We start from the raw sequence: 25654 nt of genomic DNA, 5'->3' as shown, positions 1-25654 counted from the left end.
CAATCGGCTATGATGCCCGTGGTCGCTGGTTCGCGGAGCTTTTGGGGGAAACGCCATGGGGGTCGTGCTGCTCGTCCGGACCGTCATCGCCATCGCGGCGGTGGTCGTGATCACGGTGGTCGTCACCAGGCACTTCTTGGCCGGAGGATCAAGGTCAGACGAGGCGGTCGCCGCCTCGCTCGCCCAGCTGCGCGCCGACGTGGAGCGCCTCGCGGCTGGGCAGGCGCGTCTGGCAGAGTCGCTCGAGCGCCTCGGTCGCGCTCAGGTTGACGGCGCGGCGGCCACGAGGACCTCCCTGGACGCCGTCTCTCGGCAGATGGCGGGCGTGGCGGGGCGCATGGACCAGCTGCGCCAGGACGTCGCGGGACAGCTCATGACCAGTCGCGACTCCCTCGACAAGCGCCTCGAAGTGGTGGGCCAGACGGTCTCCACGCAGCTCGAGGCCATCAGGACGGACAACGGGGCCCAGCTCGAGCGCATGCGGCGCACCGTGGACGAGCGCCTCACCAAGACGCTGGGCGATAGGCTCTCCGCGTCCTTCTCGACCATCAACACTCAGCTCGAGGCCGTCGACCGCGGGCTCGGGGAGATGCGCGGTCTGGCCAGCGGCGTCGGTGACCTCAAGAAGGTCCTGGCCAACGTGAAGACTCGCGGCACCCTGGGCGAGGTCCAGCTCGGCGCCATCCTCTCCGAGGTGCTCGCGCCCGAGCAGTACAGCGCGCAGGTCGTCGTCAAGCCGGGAAGCTCGGAGCGCGTGGACTTCGCCGTGAGGCTGCCCGTGGATCAGGGGAAGCCAGTCCTGCTGCCCCTCGACGCCAAGTTTCCGGGGGACGCGTACGCAGCCCTGCGCGACGCCGTGGACGCGGGCGACGCCGCCAGCGTGGAGGCCGCGCGTGCCCGCCTGGAGCGTCGCATCAAGGACGAGGCCAAGAGCATCTCCGAGAAGTACCTCTCGGTTCCCGACACCACCAACTTCGCCGTGATGTTTCTGCCCTTCGAGGGGCTCTACGCCGAAGTGGTGAGCATGCCGGGGCTGGTGGAGTGCCTGCAGCGTGACTATCGCGTGAACGTGGCGGGACCTTCCACCATGGCGGCCCTGCTCAACAGCTTGCAGCTCAGCTACCAGACCTTCAGGCTTCAGCGACGCACCGACGAGGTCCTGCGCACCCTGCAGGCCGTCAAGGCGGAGCTCCCTAGGTACCAGGAGGCCCTGCGGCGCGCCAAGAAGCAGATCGACACGGCGGGCAACACGGTCGACAGCATCATCACCACGCGCACCAACGCGATGGAGCGCCGGCTTCGGGGCATCGACCTCGGCGACGCGGACGCCCCCGAGGTCGCGGGCGAGCTCGGACAGGATGACGTGGACGGCGACGAAGACGATAAGCCCCTCGGCTAGCGCTCCTCCGCGCCCGCCGCGTCTGCCTGGGCCTGAACTCAAGGCTATGCGGAACAAAAGCGCTGTATGGGTGTAGACGAGTTAGTTATCCTTAACTAACTTAAGAGGGAAGCTTTCCCTGCACCGCCTCGCGTGGACGTGGACCATCCCAAGAAGGAGTCACCTCATGAGTTCGTCTCTCAACCCCCGGCGCGTCAACGGCAGGGACCTCATCAACGTCGGCATCTTCACGGCCCCTCTCGCCGTGGTGTGCATGGCGGGCGGTCATGCCCCTCGGCTTCATTCCCATCCTCATGCCCCTGCACTGCGTGCTCAAGATGGTGGAGTACCGGCTGGCCCCCATCATGATGTGCCCCCTGCTCATCCTCGTCTGCGTCGCTGCCTTTGTGACCTGGGCGCTGGGAGAGCTGGGGGTTTCGCATGACGCTTATGGTAGAGCTCAGCCACGTGAGCTTCCTCTACGGATCTGAGAGCCAGGAGGTCCTGGCCGGCGAGCAGGGTGCCCGCGAGATAAGCCCGCCTGACGGCAGCGGGGGGCTGCCTGCTCGGCGCGAGCCCGTCGGTGCACGTGGGGAGTTTGTGCTTTTGACGGGTCCCTCAGGGTGCGGGAAGACCACCATCCTGCGTCTGATCAACGGTCTGATTCCCAACTACTACCCGGGAAGGGTGGAGGGGGAGGTCAACGTGGGCGCAGAGCCGGTCGCCAAAAAAGGAGCTCTGGGAGACGGCCCATCGGATGGGGACCGTCTTCCAAAACCCGCGCTCGCAGTCCTTCAACGTGGACACCACAAGCGAGCTGGCCTTTGCCTGCGAGAATCGGGGCATGCCGGTGGACCAGATCAAGGGGTGCCTCGAGGCGACGGTGAACCGCTTCGGGCTTGCCGACCTCATGGGTCGCAGCATCTTCAAGCTCTCGGGCAAAGAGAGGCAAAAGATCGCCTGCGGCTCCGTAGACGCGGCGCATCCGGAGGCCATCCTGCTCGACGAGCCCTCGGCCAACCTGGACTACGACGCGACCCTGCAGCTGCGCGAGCTGATAAGGACGTGGAAGAGCCTGGGCAAGACCATCCTCGCTGCGGAGCCGACCGGCAGATGGTCGCCGTGAAGGCGCTGGAGCTTCTCACGGCTCTGGACGAGCGCGGCGCGGCTTCGCCGAGACGGCCAGGAGCCGTCACCCAAAGAGCCGCCGCTCTTCTCGTAGCCGTCTAGTAGCCGCGCTCCAGGCGTCGCCTGATGGTGGCGTACTCGCTCACGAGCAGCACGAAGAGAATCGCCATCGAGACGAGGCTGGCCACCACGGCCCCGGAGAGCTCCGCAAAGTTGACCAGCAGGAGCGCCACCGGCACGCTGAACGCCAGAGCGACCAGATAGAGCCGCATGACCTGCCTCTGGGCGCGCAGCACGGTGATGATCTGGTAGACGAAGTCGATGCACGCGCAGATGCCGCCCGCGGCCACCATCACGTAGGTCAGGCTCCTGAACTGCTCGAAGTCGATGCCGTACATGAGGCTGAGCAGGGGAATCCCCAACCAGCCCATGAAGACGGCCACGACCACCGTGATGAGCGCGATCGCGGCGAGCATGGCCAGGACCAGAAGGTCGAAGCGCTTGTGCTTGTCGGGGTCGTCCCAGATGCGCGCGAGGCGCACGAGCTGCGGCTTGTACACGAAGCCGGCGATCATGAGGATCGAGTTCGCAGGGAAGAACATGGCGCTGTAGTAGAGCTGGTTGTCGTAGGACAGGGCCCCCTCCATGGCGAACTTGGGCATGGAGTCGATGAGGTTGTAGAAAAACAGCGCCGCGAACAGCGGGAAGCACTCGCGGAAGAGCTCCCCCACGCCGGGGAGGCTGAGCGGCAGGCTGCGCTCGGTCTCGAAGTAGGCGAGGGGCAGGCTGAGCAGGACGAGCGACGCCACGGCCCCCGCCGCCAGGGCGATGCACGCCAGGGCGAGGTCGCGCGTGATCAGGAGCACCATGGTGAAGGCGACGAATCCCAGGACGCAGCGCACGGTCTGCGAGAGCCCCGCGAGGTAGAGCTTGTCCCTCTGCTGCAGGCGGCCCTCGTAGACGTCGGCGAGGCCGTCCGCGCAGCGAAAGACGACCACGCCCATGCAGGTCGAGAACATCAGGGCGTCGTAGCCGCGCACGCGGCACCACAGCCAGCCGAGCGCGAAGGCGAGCGCACAGGTGATCAGGCGATTGACCTGGTAGTCCAGGAAGGAGCGCATCTCGTCGAGGTCCGAGACCTGGTAGGTGCGCACACCGTAGTTGGCAAGGAACAGGAGCAGCGTGCCTACCGTGAACGCCATCGAGAAGAGCCCGGCCTGCTCGGCGCCCACGAACCAGGTGCACACGAGGGTGAGCAGCGGGAAGAGGGCTCCCCAGGCGGTCTGCCCCAGGGTGTTGCAAACGTAGTCGCGCGTGGTCTGGTGCGCGAGATACTGCTCGGTCTCGTCGGAGAGGCGCCCGCCAAAGACGGCACCGATGAGCCGGTTCCACCAGCCGTTCACCACGCGCGCGAGAAGACCCGGCCGCCGGGTCTTCTCGGCGCGCGCGGCCCTGCCCCTCCTCGGACGGCGGGCCTCGACGCCGTAGCGCGGCGTGAGCGGCGCCTGATCGGTGCCCTGCGTCGCATCGCTGCGGCTGGCCCTTCGGTCCCTGAGGCCCCTGATCTTCTTGAGGGGATTTTCTCCCATGCGGCTACCCTCTCTCGCGTCTCTTCGCCTTGATTGTACGGCAGACGCCCGCGCCGCCCGCACGCTCCACCCAAAGCGTGAACGGAGGGTTTCGCTCTCATGGGAAATCCGGAAAACCGCGTGGGCCGCGCTAAGGTGGGGAGCGCGTGCTGTCTACCGTCCGACCGTCAGAGGAGCTATGTTGGCCGAGAAGACCTTCCCTGTTGATACCTCGTCCGCTAAGGGGCCCGCGACCTCGCCGCTCTCCGAGGCCACGCGCGCGGCCATGGACGCCGCGAAGCAGACGCTCTCGGGCGTCGACGTCCCCGAGAGCATCGGGGAGAACATGGCGCTCTTCCTGAGGCTCGTGCGCAAGGTGCTCGAGGAGTGCGACCCCGAAATGCGCTCCACCTTTGACGTCCTGCTCGCCGACGCCATCGAGGCCAACTCCGAGGAGGCCGTGAGCAGCGGACGGGACCGCGAGGCCTTCGAGCGCCTCGAGGCCACGATCGATGACCTCTCGCAGGATCGCTCCACGATGCTCATGCGCGCCTTCGTGGCCTACTTCCACCTCGCCAACATCTGCGAGGAGGAGTACCGCACTTCGTCTCTGCGCGCCCGGGAGAGTGCCGTGCCCACCACGGCCGAGGCCGACCCCATCAACGACCTCACCGTGGCCTACCGCCAGCTCGTCGACGAGTGCGGGCGCGGTAAGGCCATCGCGCTGCTCAACCGCCTGGAGTTCCACCCGGTCTTCACCGCCCACCCCACCGAGGCGCGCCGCAAGGCCGTCGAGGGCAAGATCAATCGCATCGCGGGCCTGCTCGGCGAGCGCCGGAGCCTGGGTGCCATCTCCCTGGCCGAGAACGAGCGCCGCCTGACCCAGGAGATCGAGGCGCTCATCCGCACCTCGCCGATAGCGCACAAGAAGCCGACCCCCGTCGAGGAGTCCGAGACCATCATCGACATCTTCGACCACACCCTCTTCGAGATGATTCCCGAGGTCTACCGCCGCTTCGACGACTGGGAGCTCGGCGACAAGGCCGGCAGCGTCCCGCCCGTCTGCCCCGCGTTCTTCCACCCCGGCAGCTGGATTGGCTCGGACCGCGACGGCAACCCCAACGTCACCGCCAAGGTGAGCCGTCAGGTGGCCGAGAAGTACCGCGTGCACGTGCTGCAGGTCTTGGCCGAGGCCACCCGCGCCGTGGGCAGAAACCTCACGCTCGACACCATCTCGACGACCCCCTCCGACCAGCTCGTGAACCTCTGGGACCACCAGCGCGAGATGAGCGAGGCCCTGACCAAGCGCGCGGCCGGAATCTCGACCCGCGAGATGCACCGCGCCACGATGCTCGTCATCGCCGAGCGCCTCGAGGCCACGGTCGCCCGCACGGCCGACGTCATGTACCCCTCGGTCGACGAGTACCTCGACGACCTGCGCGTCGTCCAGCTCTCGCTTGCTAAGGCGGGCGCGGTGCGCACGGCCTACGGCCCCGTGCAGCGCCTCATCTGGCAGGCCGAGTCCTTTGGCTTCCACCTCGTGGAGATGGAGTTCCGCCAGCACTCGCTCGTGCACACTCGGGCGCTGGCCGACATCCACGAGCACGGCGCCCGCGGCGAGCGCGGCCCGCTCGACCCGATGACGCGCGAGGTGCTCGACACCTTCCGCGCGATCGGCCAGATCCAGCGCAGGAACGGCGTAGACGCCGCGCGGCGCTACATCATCTCGTTCTCCAAGTCGGCCCAGAACGTCGCCGACGTCTACGAGCTGGCGCACCTCGCCTTCGCCCACGAGCAAGACGTCCCCACACTCGACGTGATCCCCCTGTTCGAGCAGGTCGAGGACCTCGAGGGGGCCGTGGGTACCCTCGACGAGATGATCAAGCTCCCCGACGTGCAGCGCCGCCTGTCCGAGACGGGCCGCCGGCTCGAGGTCATGCTCGGCTACTCCGACTCCTCCAAGGACGCCGGTCCCACCTCGGCCACGCTCGTCCTGCACGCCGCCCAGGCCGCCATCGCGCAGTGGGCCGAGGAGAACAGCATCGACCTCATCCTCATGCACGGCCGCGGCGGCGCGGTGGGCCGCGGCGGCGGCCCCGCCAACCGCGCGGTTCTCTCGCAGCCCAAGGGCTCGGTCAACTGCCGCTTCAAGCTCACCGAGCAGGGCGAGGTCATCTTCGCGCGCTACGGCAACCCCACGCTGGCCCGTCGTCACGTGGAGTCCGTCGCCGGGGCCACGCTCCTGCAGAGCGCCCCGTCGATCGAGTGGGTCAACACCGAGTCCACGGACAAGTACGCCGAGCTCGCCGACGAGCTCGACCGCACCTCGCGCGAGCGCTACCTCGACCTGCTCAACACCAAGGGCTTCGCCGGGTGGTTCTCCACGGTCACGCCCCTGACCGAGGTCGGCCTCATGCCCATAGGCTCGCGCCCCGCCAAGCGCGGCCTGGGCGCCAAGTCCCTCGACGACCTGCGCACGATTCCGTGGATCTTCTCGTGGGCGCAGGCGCGCATCAACCTCGCCGCCTGGTACGGCCTGGGCACGGCGTGCGAGAGGCTGGACGACCTCGACAAGCTCCGCGAGGCGTACCGCGAGTGGCCGCTCTTCACGACCTTCATCGACAACATCGAGATGTCGCTCTCCAAGACCGACGAGCGCATCGGCAGGCTCTACCTGGCGCTCGGCGACCGCGAGGATCTCTCGCAGAAGGTCGTCGACGAGATGGGCCTCACGCGGCGCTGGGTGCTCGCCATCGTGGGCGACGAGTGGCCGCTGCAGCACCGTCGCGTGCTCGGGCCCGTCATCCGCATGCGCCTGCCCTTTGTCAACGTGCTCTCGATGACGCAGGTGCAGACCCTCAAGCTCCTGCGCACCACGGGCGACAAGCTCACCCCCGAGGAGCGCGAGCGCTTCATCTACCTCATCTTGTGCACCGTCTCCGGCGTCGCCGCCGGTCTACAGAACACGGGCTGAGGGTGCGGCCGCGATGATCAGGGGAGTCGGCGTCGACACCGTGGACGTGGTCGAGATGGAGCGCCTCTGCGCGGACGCGCAGGGTGCCTTCGTGACGCATACGTTCACGGTCGCCGAGCGCGCGCAGGCGTTCGCGCGGCACCGTCCTTGCGAGCGTCTGGCTGGCAAATTCGCTGTCAAGGAGGCCGTGTTCAAGGCGCTCGCGCCCCTCACACGGGGTGGCTTCGACCTGCGCCTGGTCGAGACGCTCGAGGATGCGAACGGCTGCCCGCACGTCACGACCACGGGACCTCTCGCAGACGTGCTCGATGAGGCGGGTGCGAGCGAGCTGTTGGTCTCCATCACCAACGAATGCGGGCTCGCCACGGCCTTCGTGATCGCCCAGTAGAGAGCGGTGGGCCGTGCGCCCTGGGGCCGGTGTGCCCGGCACCGTAATCGCGCGAAGTGAGCGTGGGTGCCGTAATCCTGAGAAGTGAGCGTGAGCGGCGCTTGAATTATGAGAAGTGAGCATCTCAACGCGCTCACAACCGTCGAATCGGGTGCCGTGCGCGCTCACTTCCGCCAAATCAGGCGCGGCACTCACAACTGTTAGATCAGGCAACTCATTAACTCATCCCCTTGTGCGTGGGCACAAGGGGACCCCTTTCTCCTTGTGTTTTTTGAGGTCCCCCACCGTAGGGGAGTGGCTTCCTCCTTCCTAGCATGATGCGCGCGGGTTATGGCCCGGGCTCGTCCCGGGCGCGGTTCTCACGGTACGTATCGGTTTCCCACACGAACGGAAGGTTTGCACCATGCCCATGAAGAATTCCACTAAGCTCGTCAAGGTCCTGCTCACCAACATCCTCATCGCCATCTCCGTCTCGGTGGTCGCGAGCTACCTGGGAGTGAGCTCCGCGGGGCTGCCCTCCAAGGCGTTCGTGCCGGCGCTTCTCTTCACGACGCTCATGAACATAGGGCTGTCCTACGTCATCTCGTTCTTCGTGGGCTGGTTCATACCGTCCGAGCGACTGGGCTTCTCGTTCGCCCGCGCCTGCGGCTCCAAGCCCTCCGACGGCCTCAAGTTCGGCCTGCTGCTCAACCTGGTGGTCAACACCATCTACGTGGTCGTGAACGTTCTCACTTGACCTACGTCAACGCCATCGTCATGCAAGGGCTGCCCCCTGGCGGCATTTCCTGGGGCGCTTATGGGAAGCTTCCTGCCGTGCTGGGTCGTCGGCTACGTGGTGTCTCTGCTCTGGGCACCACGTGCCGAGGGGATTGCCCGTCGTCTCATGAAGGATCCCGAGCCCAGCCGCGGGCCCGCTTTCTTTTACGAGGGAGATGAGGCATGACGGATCCCATTCAAGTGGACGAGCTCGACCACGGCGTCTTTGCCCTGTCCGACCCGCTGGGCTGTCGCTCCTACCTTGTGGTAGGAGAGCGCCGCGCCGCGCTTGTGGACACCATGTCCGGGGTCGGTGACGTGCGCGCGGTAGCCAAGGCACTCGCAGGAGGCCAGCCCGTGGACGTGCTCCTCACGTACCGACACCCGGACCACGCCTCGGGCGCCTATCGCTTCGAGCGCGTGGCGATGACGGCTGGCGAGGACGGCCACTGGGAAGAGACGGAGAAGAACGCGTCGGCGTTTTGTGTCGCGGCCCTCGACGGTGGACTTATCGAGACGGCAAACGTCTGGCCCGTACGTCCGCAGAGGCGGCCGAGGGTGACCCATGTGGGGGAGAAAGACCGTCTCGACCTCGGGGGCCTGAGCCTCACGCGCGTCCTTCTCCCCGGGCACACGAATGCGTCGGCGGGCTACCTCTGCCCCGAGCGGGCCGTCCTGTTCTCGGGCGATGCCGTTAGGCCCATCATGTGCCTGCGCTTCGAGGAGAGCCTGCCCCTCTCGGCGTGGCGTCGCGCGCTGGCAAAGATGGAGGGGCTCGACTTCGAACGCTTCTACACGGGTCATCACGCGCACGCGTTTTGCAAGGCCGACCTCGCGAGCTTCGACAAGGCGGCGCGCTTTGCCCAGGGCGCCCGGGGCTTTGCGTGGCAGCACGGCATCGTGGACAGCTGGACCGGCATCTGCCACCTGTGCCCCTGCAAAACCTATGACGCGGGCAGCCCCGACTTTCGCGCCGTCATCACAGCGCCCGGCGAGCGAAGCGCGCGCCTCGCTCGCGTGCCATACTAGCGGGTGTCGAAAGGAAGTTAGTCATGTATGACAATGAACCGGTCCCCGGCCGCAACGACGTGTGCTGGTGCGGAAGCGGCAGGAAGTACAAGAAGTGCCACGAGGCCACCGACGAGCGGCTCGAGCGGCTCCACAGCCAGGGCCACGAGGTCCTGCCGCGCAGGCTGCTCAAGACGCCCGCCGACATCGCGGGCATCAAGCACAGCGCCGAGGTGAACATCGGCGTCCTGGACTACGTGGGAGAGCACATCAAGGCCGGCGTCACCACCGCCGAGGTCGACCGCTGGGTGCACGACTACACGGTCGAGCATGGCTCCGTCCCCGCGGACCTAGGCTACGAGGGCTTCCCCAACAGCGAGTGCACCTCGGTCAACAACGTGGTCTGCCACGGCATCCCCAACGAGGACGAGGTCTTGAAGGACGGTGACATCATCAACGTCGACTGCTCGACGATCCGTGACGGCTACTTCTCTGACTCCTCGCGCATGTTCTGCATCGGCGAGGTGGGCGACGAGCGCCGCCGGCTCGTCGAGGTGACGTACGAGGCGGTCAGGCGCGGCCTTGCGGCCGTCAAGCCCTGGGGCTACCTCGGAGACATGTCCCATGCGGTCCAGAGCTGCGTGGAGGAGGCCGGCTTCTCGGTCGTGCGCGAGTTCGGCGGCCACGGCATCGGCCTCGAGTTCCACGAGGACCCGTTCGTGGGCTTCGTGGGCGAGCCGGGGGAGGGCGTCGTGCTCGTGCCCGGCATGTGCTTCACAATCGAGCCCATGGTCAACGCCGGCGCGCCCGACATCGACATGACGGACCCCAACGGGTGGACTGTCCGCACCAAGGACGGCTCCGACACGGCTCAGTGGGAGGTTCAACTCGTGGTTACCGAGACGGGCTACGAGCTTCTGAGCTGGTAGCCTGCGCCGAGCTTTCAGCGTCGAGGACGCGAAAGTCGGGAATCCATCGTGGCATGCGACCGTGCGAGCTTCGCTGGGCTCATGCGATGCTCTTGTGTCTCCGCGCGAAGATCGCCGGTGCCAGGCAGGTAGTCATGCCGTGTAGCCAATCGTGAACGGCAGGGGATAGCTGCCTGCGGGGGTTCGCCATCAGGCTCTGCAGAACTGATGTGATGGTGCTCGTGAGCGAATCTACCATGGAGACACCCGAGCAGATATTGGCGTATTCGGCGTTGTCGAAGACGGCGCGTACTAGAAGCGGCGTCTGCCTCCACTGCAACTGCAACGACTTCTACCTCGTCCCGGGCACCGACAAGGCCATCTGTTGCGCCTGCGGCCTCGAGGGAACGATCTCGGTCGCCGACGGGGCAGTCGAGATCACCTATCCGGAGGATCAGCTCCATCGCGTCCACGACGTCTTGTCCGGCAAGGAGCTCCACGGCAAGGACATCGCCGAGAACGAGGGCAGGCTCGCCCAGATGAAGAAGACCGACGCCTACAAGGCGCGCGTCGCCCACTACCGCGACGCAATCGCACCGACGGCGCCGTCGCGCGCGTAGTCGCTCCGTTTGGCCCCTGCGCACAAACCCGCCGCGTTCTTATCGTCAGGAATAGGGTGGGCGCACATGGCGCCGGGACGCGCGGGGGGCGATGGTAGAGGGGTATCCGCAGGTTTTCAGGAGCGTTCGTCAAGGAGGACTCATGAAGCAACTCGGGACCGACGTCGTTGTCGTTGCGGCAGGCCTTTCCGGCTTGGCCGCGTCCGTCGCTGCCGCAGAGAGCGGCGCGAGGGTTCTCACCCTCGAGAAGTCATCCACCACCGGTGGGGCCGCCAACATGGGCATGGGCCCGGCTGCGGCCGGATCGCCGGTCCAGAAGGCGTCGATGATCGAGGTGACGCCCGGAGAGCTCTTCCGCAAGCACATGTTCTACACGCATTATCAGGTGGATGCCCGCCTCGTGCGCGACTACTACTTCAAGAGCGGCGACACCATCGCGTGGCTGCAGGACATGGGCGTCGTGTTCAACAGCGTCCGCCCGGCCTTCCGCGCTCGCGAGCGCACCCGCGCCTACGCCGACGGCGAGTACACCTGGCACGTCGTCCAGCCCGAGGACGGGTCCGAGCCCGGCCCGCGTGCGGCGACCACCATGACTAAGCGCATGACCGAGCGTGCCCAGGACCTGGGCGTGGAGTTCATGTTCGAGACCCCGGCCACCGGTCTTCTCACCGACGACGGGGGCAAGGTCTGCGGAGTTGCCGCTAAGGACAAGGACGGCGAGGAGTATGAGATCTCCTGCTCGTCGGTCATCGTGGCCACGGGTGGGTTTGGCAACAACGCCAAGCTCATCAAAGAGAACCTGGGCTTCGAGTGGGGCAAGGACCTCTTTAGCTTCGCCGTGCCCGGCATGGACGGCGACGGCATCAACATGTGCCATGCCGTGGGGGGCGGCCACACGCCCGTGAGCATGGAGATGATGTACCAGATTCCGGATAACATGAACCACTTCTACGTTGAGGGGGCCTTCCGCCAGCCCTGCTACTGGTGCGACCGCCTGGGCGAGCGCTTCATGCCCGAAGACGAGATCTTCAACACCACCTTCGTGGGCAACGCGATTAATCACCTCCCCGGCAAGGTCGGCTATGCCATCTTCGATGCCAAGATGCTCAAGCACTGGAAGAAGAGCGGTCCCGACATCGTCTCCCACGTCCACCCGGCCGACCTCTACGAGGGCTTCGACGAGCAGTGGGAGCGCGACCTCGCCGACGGCTACGAGCCCATCTGCCAGGCCGACACGCTCGAGGAGCTCGCCCAGAAGGCCGGCATCGACGCCGACGGACTTCTCGCCAACGTCGAGGAGTACAACCAGATGTGCACCGAGGGCTGGGACTCCCTCTTCGAGAAGGAGCGCGAGTACATGCAGCCGCTCGAGAAGGGCCCGTTCTACTGCTGCAAGCAGTACGTTGGTGCCTACGGCACCCTGGGAGGCGTGCTCATCAACCACAAGATGGAGGTCATGACCGACGACTACAAGGTTGTCGACGGTCTGTACTGCGTGGGCACAGACGCCTGCGCCATCTATGGTGACTCCTACAACTACTGCATCCCGGGCAACACCATGGGCTTCTGCCTCAACTCCGGGCGTATTGCCGGGGAGAACGCGGCGGCAGGCCTGTTCGAGTACTAGGACCTTCGTCATGAGCGAGGCCCCGCCTGGCGGGGCCCCGTGTTGTGTGCCGCGGGGAGAGAGACCCTGTCGCGGCGTGCGTCTCTGAGGGGAGACACGTGAAGCTGACCATAAACGGTCGACAGGTCAACGCGCGCGAGGGGCAGAGCGTCCTCGACGCTGCGCTTGACGCCGGCATCTTCATCCCGCACCTCTGCAAGCATCCCGACCTCGAGGCCGTGGGGGGCTGTCGCCTCTGCATGGTCGAGATCGACGGTGACACGGAACCGGTGTGCGCCTGCAAGACCACCGCCCGCGAGGGCATGCGCGTCGAGGTCGGGGGCGAACATGCGGAGCGCGTGCGCCGCATGGCCATGGAGCTCATCTTGGCGACGCATCCCACCGACTGCACCGGCTGCCTTAAGTACGGAATGTGCGAGCTGCAGTCGATGTACCAGTTCATGGGAGTCTCGCCTACGCGCTGGCACGTCAAGAGCCGCCCGGTGGCCACCGACGACTCCAACCCGCTCATCACGCACATGTTCACGCGCTGCATCCGCTGCGGCCGCTGCGTGCGCGCCTGTCGCGAGCTGCGTGGCGTGGGCGTCCTCGACTATCAGCACACTCCCGACGGCATCCGCATCGGCACCGACGGCGGGGTCTCGCTCGAGAAGGCGGGATGTCGCTTCTGCGGGGCGTGCGTCGAGGTCTGCCCCACAGGCTCCATCGTGGACATCGTCGGGCTCGCGCAGGATGATCGCAGCCGTGCCGACAACGTGGTGCCCTGTCGCTCGGGCTGCCCGGCCCACACGGACGTCCCGCGCTACCTGCGTCACGTCAAGAACGGTGAGTGGGAGCGCGCCACCGCCGTCGTGCGCGAGAAGGTCCCCTTCCCCGAGACGCTCGGATCTATCTGCGTCCATCCGTGCGAGGACTCCTGCAAGCGCAACGGACTCACCGCACCCCTCTCCATCTGCCGCCTCAAGCGCTCCGCCGCCGTGCGCGACACGGGGGAGTGGAAGGCTCGCGTGCGTCACGACCGGCTCACCGGAAGGCGCGTCGCCGTGGTGGGCGCCGGCCCCGCAGGCCTCACCGCGGCGCTCTACCTCGCCGAGAAAGGTCACCGCGTGAGCGTCTTCGAGGCCAACGAGAAGGCCGGCGGACAGATGCGCTACGGCATTCCGGCCTATCGCCTTTCTGATGCGACCGTGGACAACGAGGTTGCTATCATTCGCGAGATCTCGCAGGGATCCGACGATGAGCCTCGTGTTGAGCTCCTCTGCGGGCGCCATGTGGGCGACCCGGCGGGGCTTCTCACTCAGGGCTACGACGCCGTGCTCGTGAGCGTGGGCACCCATGCTGGGGCGCGCCTTCCCATGGAGGGGTCTGACCTCGACGGCGTCTACGTGAACACTGACTTCCTCAAGCGCGCCCGCCTTGGCGAGCCGTTCGACGCCTCCGGTCGCGTGGTCGTGCTCGGGGGCGGAAACGTCGCCTATGACTGCGCACGCACCGCCGTGCGCCTGGGCGCCCAGAAGGTTGACGTGGCCTGCCTCGAGTCGCTCGACAAGATGACCTCCACCGCTGAAGAGCGCGCCGAGGCCTCCGAGGAGGGCGTCGAGCTCCACGACGCCTACTCGTTCGTCTCGCTCAACGAGTCCGAGCCGGGAAGCGGGCGCGTGGGGTCCGTCACGCTCCACAAGATCGCGCGCTTCTACTTTGACGAGAACCACAGGCCGGTGACCGAGCTCGTGGAGGACGGCGAGCTCGCCCTTGCCGCCGACCACGTCATCTTTGCCGTAGGCCAGAGGCCCGAGGGGACCGACCAGATGGGCCTCGAGCTCACCCACGGGCCCTACGTGGCAACCGACGACGAGCTTGCCACGAGCATGGAGGGCGTCTGGGCCGCCGGCGACTGCGTCACCGGCACCAAGTCCGTGGTCGCCGCCATCGAGCAGGGTCGCGAGGCCGCGGTCTCCATCGACCGCTTCCTAGGCGGCGATGGGGACATCACCGAGCAGCTTACCGAGCGCGAGGAGGGCCCCGACCGCCTAGGCCCCGCCCCCCAGAGCTTCTACGAGGGACGCGTCTCTCCGCAGTTCGCGCCCGCAGGTGAGCGCGTGTGCACCTTCGAGGTCTTCGAGTGCCCTTTCTCCGAGGACGAGGCCACGGCTGAGGCATCCCGCTGCCTGCAGTGCGATCTCAGACTCAGGCTCCAGACGCCGCGCCTGTGGACCGACTACGAGGAAGTGAGCGCGCGATGACGACGATTGTCAGCTTCATGCCGACCTACCAGGCGGCCCCGGTCGCTCTGTACCTGCTCAAGTGGGACGTTGCGGGCGCGGCGGCCAAGATTCGCGAGCTCGCCGACGCGGGTGAGGACGTGTCCGCGCTCGTACCTGCGGGAGAGCCTGTGGTCGCGGAGCTCGCCGGCCTTCTCGCCGGACGCGCGCGCGTCGTAGAGACGGACGGCTCTCTGGGCTTCGTCTACGATAACGACACGGCCTGCGCCTGCGTCCTGGCTGGCGAGAAGCCCCTGCCATCGGCGCCCACGGGTACCACGCAAGGCCTGCGGCTGCTTGCGGGCGAGGAGCTCCTCGGCTCGCCCGACATGCGCTGGACGTGGCTCGAGGGCGCGGACGCCCCCGTGGAGATGCCGCGAAGGACGACGGTCACGGCACTCGTGGAGGCCTCGGGCGTCACGGACGCCAAGGCCGTCTACGTAGGGTATCCGAACGGGGCGCTCTACGTGGCCGGCGATGGCGCGGCCCCCGTCGAGCTGGGTTCCGACTACGTGCGCGTCTTTGGGGCCACGTCCTGTATGGCCCACGCGCTCGAGGAGATCCTCTCCCTCTACCGTCACGAGAGCTGCGGGCGCTGCGTCTTTGGCTACGAGGGCAGCTACCAGGCTCACGTCACGCTCGCAGATGTCTGCTCCAAGCGCGGCAAGGCCGCTGACGTGGCCCTTCTGCGCGACCTCTGTCCCGTGATGAAGACCCAGAGCCTCTGTGAGCAGGGCCGCATCATGGCGGCTACCACCATGGGGTTCCTAGACGGCTTTGGTAGCGAGATCGAGCAGCACTTTACCAAGAAGGTCTGTCCGGCCAGCGAGTGCGCCGCGTACATGACCTATCACATCCTTCCCAGCCTCTGCGTGGGCTGCGGGGACTGTCTGGACGCCTGCGAGGACGAGGCCATTCTCGGCAAACCCCGCTTCGTCCACGTGATCGACCAGCGCGCCTGTACGCAGTGCGGCGCGTGTGTCTCCGTCTGCGAAGAGAAGGCCATCGTGAGGGCCGGTGCCGATAAGCCCCGCACGCCTCCGCGCCCCATCCCCATTCGCTGTCGGTAGGGTGGCGCGACCTGTGCGGGTTTCCCGGGAAGTGAGCGGGGTGCGGCAGGGGCGCGCGATTCGACGGAAGTGAGTGCCCGGCGCACCTGGATAGCGGGAAGTGAGCGCCCCCCGACGCTCACTTCCCTCTAGTCCCGCGCGTACCGCGCTCACTTCCCGGGAAACCTGCACTCCGGGCGTATCGCTGGTTCACTCCGCGCTCACTTCTCCTGAATCCCGCGTAGACAAGATCGTTGGTAGCATGGACCCCAAGAAGGCCCTTTTCGTAAGGCAACGGTAAGCCAGCGAAGAGATCCGGAGAGGGATTTCTGAGAAAGTCCCCCGGGACCTGTCCGCGTGCTTCTACCCTCGTGCCATGGACATCGTGCTCTCACATACCACGGCCCTCGAGGTGATGAGAAGACCCTACTTCCCTCGTCACCTCGCTATGGCCGCCTCATGCCCCACGGATATCCCGGGTCGCATGCCCTCGCCCGAGGAACTGGAGCGGGCGAGGGCATGCTGCCCACAGCTCGCCGCCCTTGACGGACCCGTGGACGTTCTCGTCTCGGAGCGCGCCGGCCGCCACGTCTCGCGCTCGGTGCGGCCACACCTTTTGACCGGATCCCTTCCTGCAGGCGCGCTCGTCCAGCTCGCGCCCGGCGTCCGCAGCGCCTCTCCGCTCCTGCTGTGCGCCCAGATGTCCGAGGGTCTCACGCACCTCGAACTTGTGATGCTCCTTGACGAGCTCTGTGGGCTCTATGCCATCGACCCCTCTGTGGAGAAGGGGCTCGTGCAAAGGGCCCGTCCCCTGGTGACGCCCGAGAAGGTGGGCGTCTTCCTCGACCTGCTCGGGCCGGCACGGGGAACCCGTCCGGTCCGCCGTGCCCTGGCTGATATCTGCGAGCAGGCGGCCTCTCCAATGGAGGCACGGCTCTTCCTGCGTGCGACGCGGGGCTTCTCCCAGGGTGGCTACCGGCTGGGCGAGGTCGTGCTCAACAGCCCCCTTGAGCTGGAATGCATATCGGCCGAGGTGCGTCAGCTGCGGACCCGCAAGCCCGACCTCCTGCTTCTGGGATCGCGGAGCGAGCCTGGCGTGCGCATGCCGTTCAGGGGCATCGCCCTTGACTACAAGGGGCGCTGGCATGATGACGAGGATCACGCGGACGAGGATGACCTGCGAAGAAACGAACTGGAGGCGCACGGCTACAAGGACTACACCATTCGCAAGGCTCAATACGACGACCTGGACTTCATGGACGGGCTCTTCTCGATCATAAGAGATGACCTGGGGCTGGCCGTGCGCAGGCTCTCGCGTGAGCGCGCCCGGCTCGAGTGCTCCGCCCGCGCTGCCCTGTGGAACGAGCTTGAGCGTATAGACACGACGTTCGTACGGTGACCTCCGTGGCGAGAAAGCGCTTGACACGGGGTTTCATGGAAGTGAGTGCCGTGCGGGTTTCTCGGGAAGTAAGTGCCCGGCGCACCTGAATAGCGGGAAGTGAGCGCCCCCCGACGCTCACTTCCCTTCAGTCCCGCGCGCGTCACGCTCACTTCTCGAGAAACCCGCGCAGCTGCCGCACCACGCTCACTTCCCGAGAAACCCGTGCGCCCCACTTTGTCCGTGTGCACGAAGCGGGGCGTTCCCATGCCCCAAGCGTCGTCTCCGCAAACGGTGAACGCCCATCTGCTCCGTCCTAGCATCAATAGTGTGTGCGGAGGGTCCGTGCCAGATGCTCGGGAGAGGGGCGACGATGTCTTTCAAGGTTATGGCAGTCTGTGCGGGGCGTCATGGGGGCAACGGGGAGATCCTGGCCAAGGAGGCGCTCTGCGCGGTCCAAGAGGCCGGCGGCGAGGTCGAGCTCGTCAATCTCTTTGACTACAACATACTTCCCTGCACCGGTTGCGAGGGATGCACGATGCAGATGGGCAAGGTGGGCGCCGGTCTGCAGAAGGAGTATCACGGCTGCGTCCTCAAGGACAAGGACGACGTGGACGCCCTCGTCTCCGAGATGCAAACCTGTCAGGGCATCATTTTTGCGGCTCCCACCTACGATCTCGTCCCCAGCTCGCTGTACATACGCTTCGCTCAGCGCTTCCTCGCCTACGAGCTTTCGTTCCTGCTTGCCATCGGAGCAGTCGAGGAGAATCCCCACACCGTGGCGGGGCTCATCTCCGTGGGCGGCTCCATGCACGACTGGCAGTCGCTCGCCCTTGAGAGCCTGCAGGCCACGATGTTCACCATGTCTCTCACGGTGGTCGACCGCTTTCTCGCGCAGCGCAACGGTCGGCCAGGTAACGTCCTTGTCTGGGAGGACCAGCTTCCGCGCGCCCGCAAGATGGGCGAGAACATCGTGCGCGCCATCCAGACGCCGGTCGAGGAGCGTGGCTGGCTCGGGGATGCGGACGACGGCGTGTGCCCCAACTGCCACAGCTCACTCATCTATCCGGGAGACAAGCACTGGGACGGGATCGAGTTCCCCTGGGAGTGCGCCGTGTGCGGTGCCGGCGGCGACCTTGCGATCGATGAGACGACCGGTCGTCCCAAGCTCAAGGTCGCGGAGAACGGCCTGATACGTGACCGCAACAATGACGCCGCTCGCGCCGAGCACCTCAACGAGATCAACAAGACGCGCGACGATTTCTTCTTGCATCTTGACGAGGTCAAGCCTCTCATGGAGCGCTATGCGAAGATGGAGTTCCCCACGCTCGAGATCGAGCGTGCCTAGGAGCGGTCCTCAGAGGACGTGAGCGCGGGGAAGTAAGGCGAGGTGCGCTAACGACTTGCGTGCTTGTCTTTAGGGGCAGCGCGCAAGTCCCCGCTCGTGCGTGGGCGTGTTCGGGGCTCGAGCAGATCGAGGAAGATCAGGACGCGAATCGAGAGCTGGAACAAGAAGAGGTCCTCACCAGAGGTCAGGTCATTGTGGGTTATTTCACGGATGCGACCAAGACGATAGAGCAGCGTGTTCTTGTGGATGCTCAGCAGGAGTGCCGTGCGGGCGGTGTTGCATCCGTTCTGCAGATAGGCGAAGAGCGTCTCCACGAGCTCGCTGCCATGCTCGCTGTCGTGTCTCCAGAGCGTCTCGATTGCGGGGTGGCAGTAGTCGAGCAGGTTCTTGTGCTCGCTGCACAGGTCAAGCATCTCCAGATAGTTATACTCGCAGAAGTGATAGACCCCGTCGTCGTCAAGAACCTTGGGAAAGGTCGAGCCATAGCGGGACGCCGCCCGCGCCTGAGAGAGGTAGCGTCGCGCCTCGCAGATGTCGGCGAAGGCGTTGCTTACCCCTACGAGAAGGTCATTGGTCGTTGCCACGGCGCGCAGGGTCCTCTTGTCCAGGGTCGTGAGGGAGGGACCGCTGCTGCGGCTGACAAGAACCACAAGACTCCCCTCGTGCAAGGTGACGAGGCTGTGTACGAGCAAGGGCTGGAGCTGCTGCTCGATGCTCGATGTCGTGCAGGTGTCGAGCGTGCCGACGCGGGGACGCAGACAGAGCATGAAGAGCGTGGAAAGAGGCTTGAAGCTCAGGAGCTCGAGGTGCCTTTGGGTCGCAGACGCACTGGGATGCGCATCATCGAGGAGGCGACTCAGAAAGTAGGCGCCCATCTGCGTGCTCCCCGCAGTAAAGACCTCGCCCTTTTGGAGCTCCTGCCCTATCAGGGGTACAAGACGGGAGAAGACCAGGCTGTCCACGGGGCTCAGAGTTCGGGTGCGCGCGAGCAGGATTACGCGTGCGAGGCAGACGCCGTGCACCATTACCTGCTGCATCAAGGTGTCCATATCCAGAAGCTCGTTGCGATGCGCGATGGATCCCCGCGTGCGCGCAAGCTCATCATCGATGCCCGCCCCCGAGATGTAGTCCACGCCGTCCTCGAGGATGGTTCCGTAGCGCAGCTCCTCGCGCGTGACGCGCGCGAAGGGGGAGTTATCGTCGGGGGAGACCTCGAAGCCAGCCCGGGCAACGTAGTGGTAGCTCGGGTCTACGACTGCGAGCGGGTTGCCCAGCACCGTGGCGGCCTCCTCAACCAGGTACTGCAAGCCCCGGTCGGAGGTGAGCGCAGCTACGAGCCGCTCCGTGGCCCGGCAGACGGCATCGTCTGTGGCAAGCAGGTCCTGGAGCCGCTCGTAGAGCTCGCTGGGGTCGGTCAAGGTGCGAGAGTGCAGCAGGTTCAGGCGTTCGGGAGCGACGGTATCGGGAGCCATCGACCCAGGCCCCACCAGCACGCAGTTGAGCACCGGCTGCCCGGGGGTGAGGTCCAGGGGCTCCGTGGCGGGAAGGAGGTAGAGCACGTCGGGGCGGGTCATGCTCCTCGCGCGCTCGACGAGCTCGACGCTGTGAACATGCGCACCCGGCTCGAGGTCGCACAGGGGGCCGACGGCTCCCTCGGGCAGACGTGCGATGAGCTCGCGAACCTCCACAACGCCACCTTTCCCTTCCAAGCACGCCAACGCTCTTCTCGGTTGGCCGGGTATCCGACAATGGTAGACGAAACAAGAGAGGTGGACACACGATGACGGCATGGGGCCACGACGACAGGCGAGACGCCGTCGACGTGCGCGTCGAGGACGCGGTCTTCTCGCTCATGGAGAGCACTGACATCCCCGACATCCGCATGGCGGCCGTCACGCGATTGGCGGGAATCTCCCGCTCGACCTTCTATCGACGCTTTGATAGCGTTGACGCCGTGGTCAAGGGGTTCGAGACGGACCTTCTGGCCAATATGCACGACATCAACAGCTATGCGCTCAAAGCGCGCTTCAGCCAGTCCGAGCTCGACCCCACCCCCACGATGGTCCGTCGCATGGAGCTGCTCCACGAGCGTCGCGACAAGGTCGTGGCTCTGAACGGTCCCCACGGAGATCCGCAGTTCGTGCACAAGGCCACAATCCTCATGCACGACCACTTCCGTGAGCGGCTCTGCGAGGTTCAGGGGTCGGAGGTCTATCGCGACTTCTATCTTGCCTTCGTGCTGGCGGGCCACCACAACACGATCCAGTACTGGCTCGAGAAGCGCCCCGACGTGGCCCCGGAGGTCGTGGCGGGAATTCTGAATCGCCTCTTCTACGCCCCGTTCTTCCTCGACGAGGAGAACGTGCGCACGCATCCCGTCTCTCCCTTTGGCGACGAGGGTCACGACTGGGCCGAGCGGTAGGGTTCTTGCCGCAAGCGGCATGCGCCCCCTCGCATCATCATGTGCTTCTCAGAGCGTTCACCTGCGATAAGAAACAATCATTGTCAATTTGTCTCACTCGAGGACACGCAAGGGTCGCTGGTGTTCTTCCGGGACGCGGACGCTTTTCCTAGCATCTTGTGAGAGATCTAATCCGTTCGAAAAAGGATGTGATGCTATGGTCAAGCTTGGAAGGAACATGCGCTCCGTCTCCATCGTGGGGGTGGGCTGCACCCCGTTCAAGGACTTCGAGGAGCACCCCGAGACCCAGGGCATGGGGGAGGGAGAGGCCTTTGGCTACGCCGCCCTCGAGGCGATCTCCGACGCTGGCCTGGAGCCACGTGACGTGGACTTCTTCTACCATGGCGCTGCAAATCCCTATCTCATCAGCGATTCCATCACACCTAACATGCAGGTTGCCGACTGGTTCGGCATGCGGGGGAAGGGCTCCGTCCACCACTCCGAGGCGTGCTGCACCGGTTACGTGGCACTCGAACAAGCCGTCATGGCCGTGGCGTCCGGCACCTACGACGTGGTGCTGTCCGGTGCCGTCGATCTGGCCTCGACGCTGCCCGTCGAGCACATGCCGTCTCACGTTCGTCAGGACTTTCCGCTTGAGGTCATGATTCCTTCGCTGGACAAGATCTACGACCGCGCGTACGGCCGTCCCCTCGACGGTGCCTTCGGCGTGTCTTTCGACAACTGGATCAACGAGTACTCCATGCAGTACGACCTCGCGCCCGAGCAGATAGACGAGGCGCTGAACGGTCTTACCAAGTCGCTGCGACGTGGTGCCGTGGCCAACCCGCTCGGCTGGTACGACACCACGATCGAGCAGGACGCCGCAGCCGTTGGGATGGACTCGGCCGACGAGTACCTCAAGAGTGTCTACAACCCGCGCGTCACGCAGTATCTGCGCGTCACCGGCTTCGAGAAGAAGTGCGACGGCGCGGCCGCTCTCGTGGTCATGCCCACCGAGAAGGCCCGCGCCCTAGGCGTCCCTCACGCTTTGGTGGAGGTTCTGGGCACCGGGGCCTCCGCCGTCGAGGCCGGGCTCGTGCACAACGAGCACTGGGCGACCTCGATCGCCTCGAAGCAGGTCTACAAGCTTACGGGCGTCTCGCCGGACGAGATTGACCTCTTCATGTGCAACGACTTCTTTCTCGCCTCTGAGATAGCCTCCGCCGAGGAGTGCGGCTACCTCCCGCGCGGCGAGGCCTGGCGCTATGCCATCGACGGCCGCACGGCCTATGACGGCGACAAGCCCATCAATCCGCACGGCGGTCGATGCAACTTCGGTCATGCGCATGGGGCTTCGGGACTCGCCGATATTTACGAGGCCGTCAAGCAGATGCGCGGCGCGGCGGGCGCCACTCAGATGGCCCAGATTCCCCAGACCACGTTCCTGAGGGGATTCGGTGGCTCGCAGAACGTGCGCTGCCAGATCCTGCGCACCGTTGAGGCCTAGAGGAGGCACAGCATGAGACTTGATCAGATGGAGCCCATCGTCAAGAGGTTCTACGAGGGACTCGAAGAGAACAAGTTCTACGGGCGTCGGTGCAAGGAGTGCGGGGCCATCGAGTTCCCTCCGCACCTGGCCTGCAACGCCTGTGGGTATCACGAGACCGAGTGGTGCGAGGTCTCGGGCCACGGGCGTCTCATCGACTTCATGGTGCCGGGCCCTCAAAACGACAAGCCCTATCTCAGGGAGGTCGGCAAGTATGCCTACGGGGCGGTCGAGCTCGACGAGGGGCCCCAGTACACGTACGTGATCTTTGGCATCAGCAAGAAGAGCGCCCCCCAGATTCGCGCGCGCCTCATGGCGCACGAGACCGTGGGCGTCCACGCTCGCGTCATTGACCGTCCTAGCTATAAGGAACTCTGCTTCGAGCTCGACTAGGGGCTCATGGTCCTGGCGCGTCACATTATATTTCAAATGAGAAGGGAACCGCCATGTCCCACGATGAGATTCTTTCCAAGGTCGCCGAGTTTGCGGCCTCCGCCTATCACTACGACGGCGGCATCACCGTCCAGACCACCTTCGAGGAGCTCGGCAAGGGCTCTATGAAGATGATCGCGCTCACGTCGATGATTGAGAACGAGCTCGACGCCGAGGTCCCCATCCGTGAGGTCATGACCATGAAGACCGTCGGGGAGCTCGTCGAGCGCGTCGCCGACGAGATGGAGTAGTCCCGTGGACCTCATGCAGACCCTGCGCGAGCGAGCGGCCTGGCGCCCGCAGCGCGTCGCCTTTCCCGAGGCCGACAACGAGACGATGATGCGTGCCGTGGCCGAGCTCACGTCTGCCGGCCTCGCCGAGTGCATGCTCGTGGGCAAGGGCGAGGTCCTGCGCGGACTGGCCGAGGAGCGCGGCATCTCGCTTGCGGGCGTCGAGGTGATCGACGTGTCCGACGAGGAAGAGAACGCACGCGTCGCCGCGCGCTACCTCGCGCGACCCGACTGCCCCTATAAGGCCAAGGGCGTCGCTCGCCGCATGACGCGCCCCCTCGAGCACGCGCTCATCATGCAGGTGCTCGGTGACGTGGACGTGACCTTTGCCGGCATCTCCTCGGCCACGGGCGACATCATCCTCGCTGCCCAGACGATCGTAGGCCTGGATCTTGGAGTGGATGTCGTGAGCTCCTGCGGCATTGCCGACGTCCCCGGATGGGAGGGAGGCGAGGGAGGCCTTCTCGCCTTTGGCGACTCTGCCGTGTGCGTGGACCCCGATCCCTCCGAGCTCGCCTCCATAGCCATCGCTACCTGCGACACCGTGGAGGCCCTCACGGGCTGGGAGCCGCGCTGCGCCTTGCTCAGCCACTCCACCGACGGCTCCGAGGAGTCCAATCTCGTGGACAAGGTCCGTGCTGCTCGCGACCTTGCCCAGGGGCGCCGGCCGGACCTCAAGATCGACGGGGAGCTTCAGTTCGACGCGGCCGTTCGTCCAGACGTGGCCGCCAAGAAGGTTCGCCGCGCAAGCGACGTCGCCGGACGCGCCAATATCGTGATTTGGCCGGACATCAACGTTGGCAACATCGGAGTCAAAATCATCCAGAACCTCGCCCGCGCCGACGCCTACGGACCCATGCTCCAGGGCTTTAAGAAGATAGTCTGCGACTGCTCGCGTTCCGCCCCGGTCTCCGAAATCGTGGGCAACGTGGTCATGAGCTGCGTGCGCGCCCAGGCCCGGGGAGCGCGGTAGCCGTGGCAGGCAAGGGGACGGAACGCGCGTGGCGCGTACTCGCTGTCAACCCCGGCTCCACCTCGACCAAGGTCGGTCTCTTCGAGGGGGACGCGTGCGTCTTCTCGGAGAACGTCTCGCACTCCGCCGCACGCCTCGCGGAGTTCGAGAGCATCTCGGCGCAGCTGCCCTACCGGCGGGAGACTATTCTGTCGGCGCTCGACGCTCATGAGATCGAGCTCTTCTCGATTGACGCCTTCGTGGGGCGCGGAGGGGGATTGGTATCGATCGAGGGCGGTACGTATGTCGTGGATGCCCTCCTGCTGCGCGACGCGCGCATGGGTGTCAACGGCGTCCAGCATCCCGCTCAGCTTGGCAGCCAGCTCGCTCACGAGCTCGCGGAGCGGGCGGGGGGACGCTCGGCCTTCGTGGTGAACCCACCGGACACCGACGAACTCTGCGACCTCGCACGCATGACGGGCATACGGGGTGTGTACCGCCACGTGCACCTTCATGCGCTCAACCTCAAGGAGACCGCTGTTCGCCACGCGTGCACGCTCGGTCGTCCCTACGAGGAGTGCAACCTCGTCATCTGTCACATCGGGGGCGGGATATCGATCTCGGCGCATCGGCACGGCCGGATGATGGACGGCTACGACATCGTGGGTGGCGAAGGGCCCATGGCGCCGACGCGTTGCGGAGCGGTGCCCGTGGTCGACCTTCTCGACTACCTTGGCGAGCACGACGCGGCTGACGTGCGCGCTCTCTGCACCCGAGCGGGCGGCTTTGTTGATCTGCTCGGCACGTCGGACGCACTTGAGGTGAGTGAGCGCGCCGCCATGGGTGACGTCCCCGCCCGTCGCGCGTGGGACGCCATGGTCTACCAGATCTGCAAGGGGATTGGCTCGATGGCCTGTGCGCTTGAAGGTCGGGTGGACGGGATTCTCCTGGGAGGCGGCATGGTGAGGAACAAGGGCCTGGTCGCTGACATCAGACGCAGATGTGACTGGATAGCGCCGGTCACGGCCTATCCTGGTGAGTTCGAGCTTGAGGCAATGGCTGCGGGTGCCTGTCGCGTGCTGGACGGGGAGGAGCAGGCACGTGTCTACACGGGGATTCCGGTGTTTACGGGATTCGCTGACGAAGTCTGAGAACCAGAGCGAGACCGAGAGGGGGAGTGCCGAGGCTACTTGAGCTCGGTGCTCCTCGTTTTTTCGTACGTCGTGCTGCGCGGCTTGAACGCCAGATAGAGTATGACGGAGGTCACGTAGCCGATGAGCACGAGCCAGAGGTAGGTCGGCCACCACGCATCGAGCATGCCCGCGACACCCACCTGTGTGAACGCCTCCATAAGAGAGATGATCGTGACGAAGACGAGGTTCTCCAAGAATATCTGGGCATAGATCCGCCAGCTTGCATTTCCCAAGGCAGAGGTAAGCGTGTGGGCCCAGGAGCCCGCAGGCAAAAGCAGCTGGGCAATGACGTTAGTCATGAAGGCGACGCAGGTGAAGGGGTACCACGTGGACCATGCGAGTGGAGTTCCCGTGAGCAGCGTCGCGCTCGTGTTGATGACCAGGGCCAAGATGACATCCTGCAGAATAAGCTGACGGCTCCACGTGCACATGTGCGGCTCCCTTGCCAA

At 65.7% G+C, this 25654-nt stretch carries 23 protein-coding genes; 20 read left to right on the top strand and 3 right to left on the bottom strand.

The genetic code is table 11. The features are described from left to right. Positions 1-55 precede the first annotated feature (55 nt). From INP52_RS07115 to INP52_RS09920, 3 genes are all read left to right on the top strand, one after another. Positions 56-1399, top strand: a complete 1344-nt coding sequence (locus tag INP52_RS07115; protein WP_194370362.1) for a DNA recombination protein RmuC — start codon at positions 56-58, stop codon at positions 1397-1399. Positions 1400-1665: 266 nt separating this feature from the next. Next, a complete protein-coding gene (locus INP52_RS07110) occupies positions 1666-1869 on the top strand; it encodes a hypothetical protein (protein ID WP_194370360.1) in 204 nt (67 codons plus the stop codon). Between the two features lie 266 nt (positions 1870-2135). Beyond that, complete coding sequence (locus INP52_RS09920) at positions 2136-2504, top strand: ABC transporter ATP-binding protein (RefSeq protein WP_228478290.1); 369 nt, start codon at positions 2136-2138, stop codon at positions 2502-2504. A gap of 100 nt (positions 2505-2604) precedes the next feature. Here the strand turns inward: INP52_RS09920 and INP52_RS07100 are convergent, their stop codons facing one another. Continuing rightward, the gene (locus tag INP52_RS07100) at positions 2605-4095 is read right to left on the bottom strand and encodes a lipopolysaccharide biosynthesis protein (protein WP_194370358.1); all 1491 of its coding nucleotides are present in this window, start codon (positions 4093-4095) and stop codon (positions 2605-2607) included. Between the two features lie 265 nt (positions 4096-4360). Here INP52_RS07100 and INP52_RS07095 point away from each other — a divergent pair, with 265 nt between their 5' ends. From INP52_RS07095 to INP52_RS07045, 11 genes are all read left to right on the top strand, one after another. Beyond that, positions 4361-7048 carry a phosphoenolpyruvate carboxylase gene (locus tag INP52_RS07095; protein WP_228478432.1) on the top strand — a complete coding sequence of 896 codons (2688 nt, stop codon included), beginning with the start codon at positions 4361-4363 and terminating at the stop codon, positions 7046-7048. Positions 7049-7061: 13 nt separating this feature from the next. Next, positions 7062-7436: a holo-ACP synthase gene (locus INP52_RS07090; RefSeq protein WP_194370354.1), complete on the top strand. Its 375-nt coding sequence runs from the start codon at positions 7062-7064 to the stop codon at positions 7434-7436. Positions 7437-7839: 403 nt separating this feature from the next. Beyond that, positions 7840-8172, top strand: a complete 333-nt coding sequence (locus tag INP52_RS07085; RefSeq protein ID WP_194370352.1) for a hypothetical protein — start codon at positions 7840-7842, stop codon at positions 8170-8172. A gap of 203 nt (positions 8173-8375) precedes the next feature. After that, entirely contained in the window at positions 8376-9221 is an 846-nt protein-coding gene (locus INP52_RS07080; protein WP_194370350.1) for an MBL fold metallo-hydrolase, read from the top strand. Positions 9222-9244: 23 nt separating this feature from the next. Next, positions 9245-10129, top strand: coding sequence for a methionyl aminopeptidase (locus tag INP52_RS07075; RefSeq protein WP_194370348.1), 885 nt, complete (start codon positions 9245-9247; stop codon positions 10127-10129). Positions 10130-10365: 236 nt separating this feature from the next. Beyond that, positions 10366-10728: a hypothetical protein gene (locus INP52_RS07070; protein WP_194370346.1), complete on the top strand. Its 363-nt coding sequence runs from the start codon at positions 10366-10368 to the stop codon at positions 10726-10728. Positions 10729-10870: 142 nt separating this feature from the next. Further along, the gene (locus INP52_RS07065) at positions 10871-12355 is read left to right on the top strand and encodes an FAD-dependent oxidoreductase (protein ID WP_194370344.1); all 1485 of its coding nucleotides are present in this window, start codon (positions 10871-10873) and stop codon (positions 12353-12355) included. A gap of 98 nt (positions 12356-12453) precedes the next feature. Next, positions 12454-14598, top strand: coding sequence for an FAD-dependent oxidoreductase (locus INP52_RS07060; protein WP_194370342.1), 2145 nt, complete (start codon positions 12454-12456; stop codon positions 14596-14598). After that, positions 14595-15686, top strand: coding sequence for an NADH-ubiquinone oxidoreductase-F iron-sulfur binding region domain-containing protein (locus tag INP52_RS07055; protein WP_194370340.1), 1092 nt, complete (start codon positions 14595-14597; stop codon positions 15684-15686). Before INP52_RS07060 ends, INP52_RS07055 begins: the two co-directional genes overlap by 4 nt. A 463-nt stretch (positions 15687-16149) precedes the next feature. Continuing rightward, positions 16150-17064: a hypothetical protein gene (locus tag INP52_RS07050; RefSeq protein ID WP_194370338.1), complete on the top strand. Its 915-nt coding sequence runs from the start codon at positions 16150-16152 to the stop codon at positions 17062-17064. Between the two features lie 352 nt (positions 17065-17416). Then, complete coding sequence (locus INP52_RS07045; RefSeq protein WP_194370337.1) at positions 17417-18391, top strand: flavodoxin family protein; 975 nt, start codon at positions 17417-17419, stop codon at positions 18389-18391. A gap of 47 nt (positions 18392-18438) precedes the next feature. On the opposite strand, the gene INP52_RS07040 is transcribed toward INP52_RS07045, so the two are convergent. After that, positions 18439-20079 carry a PucR family transcriptional regulator gene (locus tag INP52_RS07040; protein WP_194370335.1) on the bottom strand — a complete coding sequence of 547 codons (1641 nt, stop codon included), beginning with the start codon at positions 20077-20079 and terminating at the stop codon, positions 18439-18441. A gap of 92 nt (positions 20080-20171) precedes the next feature. On the opposite strand from INP52_RS07040, the gene INP52_RS07035 reads away from it, so the two are divergent. The 6 genes from INP52_RS07035 to buk all read left to right on the top strand — a co-directional run bounded on the left by INP52_RS07035 (position 20172) and on the right by buk (position 25163). Beyond that, positions 20172-20813, top strand: coding sequence for a TetR-like C-terminal domain-containing protein (locus INP52_RS07035; protein ID WP_194370333.1), 642 nt, complete (start codon positions 20172-20174; stop codon positions 20811-20813). A gap of 196 nt (positions 20814-21009) precedes the next feature. Then, on the top strand, positions 21010-22299 hold the full coding sequence (locus INP52_RS07030) for a thiolase family protein (RefSeq protein ID WP_194370331.1): 1290 nt from the start codon (positions 21010-21012) through the stop codon (positions 22297-22299). Positions 22300-22311: 12 nt separating this feature from the next. Next, positions 22312-22731, top strand: a complete 420-nt coding sequence (locus INP52_RS07025; protein ID WP_194370329.1) for a Zn-ribbon domain-containing OB-fold protein — start codon at positions 22312-22314, stop codon at positions 22729-22731. A gap of 53 nt (positions 22732-22784) precedes the next feature. Further along, positions 22785-23021, top strand: a complete 237-nt coding sequence (locus tag INP52_RS07020) for an acyl carrier protein (protein WP_194370327.1) — start codon at positions 22785-22787, stop codon at positions 23019-23021. A 13-nt stretch (positions 23022-23034) separates the two neighbouring features. After that, on the top strand, positions 23035-24033 hold the full coding sequence (locus tag INP52_RS07015; protein WP_228478431.1) for a phosphate acyltransferase: 999 nt from the start codon (positions 23035-23037) through the stop codon (positions 24031-24033). A 2-nt stretch (positions 24034-24035) separates the two neighbouring features. Then, positions 24036-25163, top strand: a complete 1128-nt coding sequence (gene buk / locus INP52_RS07010; protein WP_194370324.1) for a butyrate kinase — start codon at positions 24036-24038, stop codon at positions 25161-25163. A gap of 35 nt (positions 25164-25198) precedes the next feature. Here buk and INP52_RS07005 read toward each other — a convergent pair whose 3' ends face one another. Further along, on the bottom strand, positions 25199-25636 hold the full coding sequence (locus INP52_RS07005; protein ID WP_194370322.1) for an ABC transporter ATPase: 438 nt from the start codon (positions 25634-25636) through the stop codon (positions 25199-25201). Between the last annotated feature and the right edge of the window lie 18 nt (positions 25637-25654).

Source organism: Thermophilibacter immobilis (assembly GCF_015277515.1).
Classification (GTDB): Bacteria; Actinomycetota; Coriobacteriia; order Coriobacteriales; family Atopobiaceae; genus Thermophilibacter; species Thermophilibacter immobilis.
This window is presented reverse-complemented; position numbering and strand designations above follow the sequence as displayed.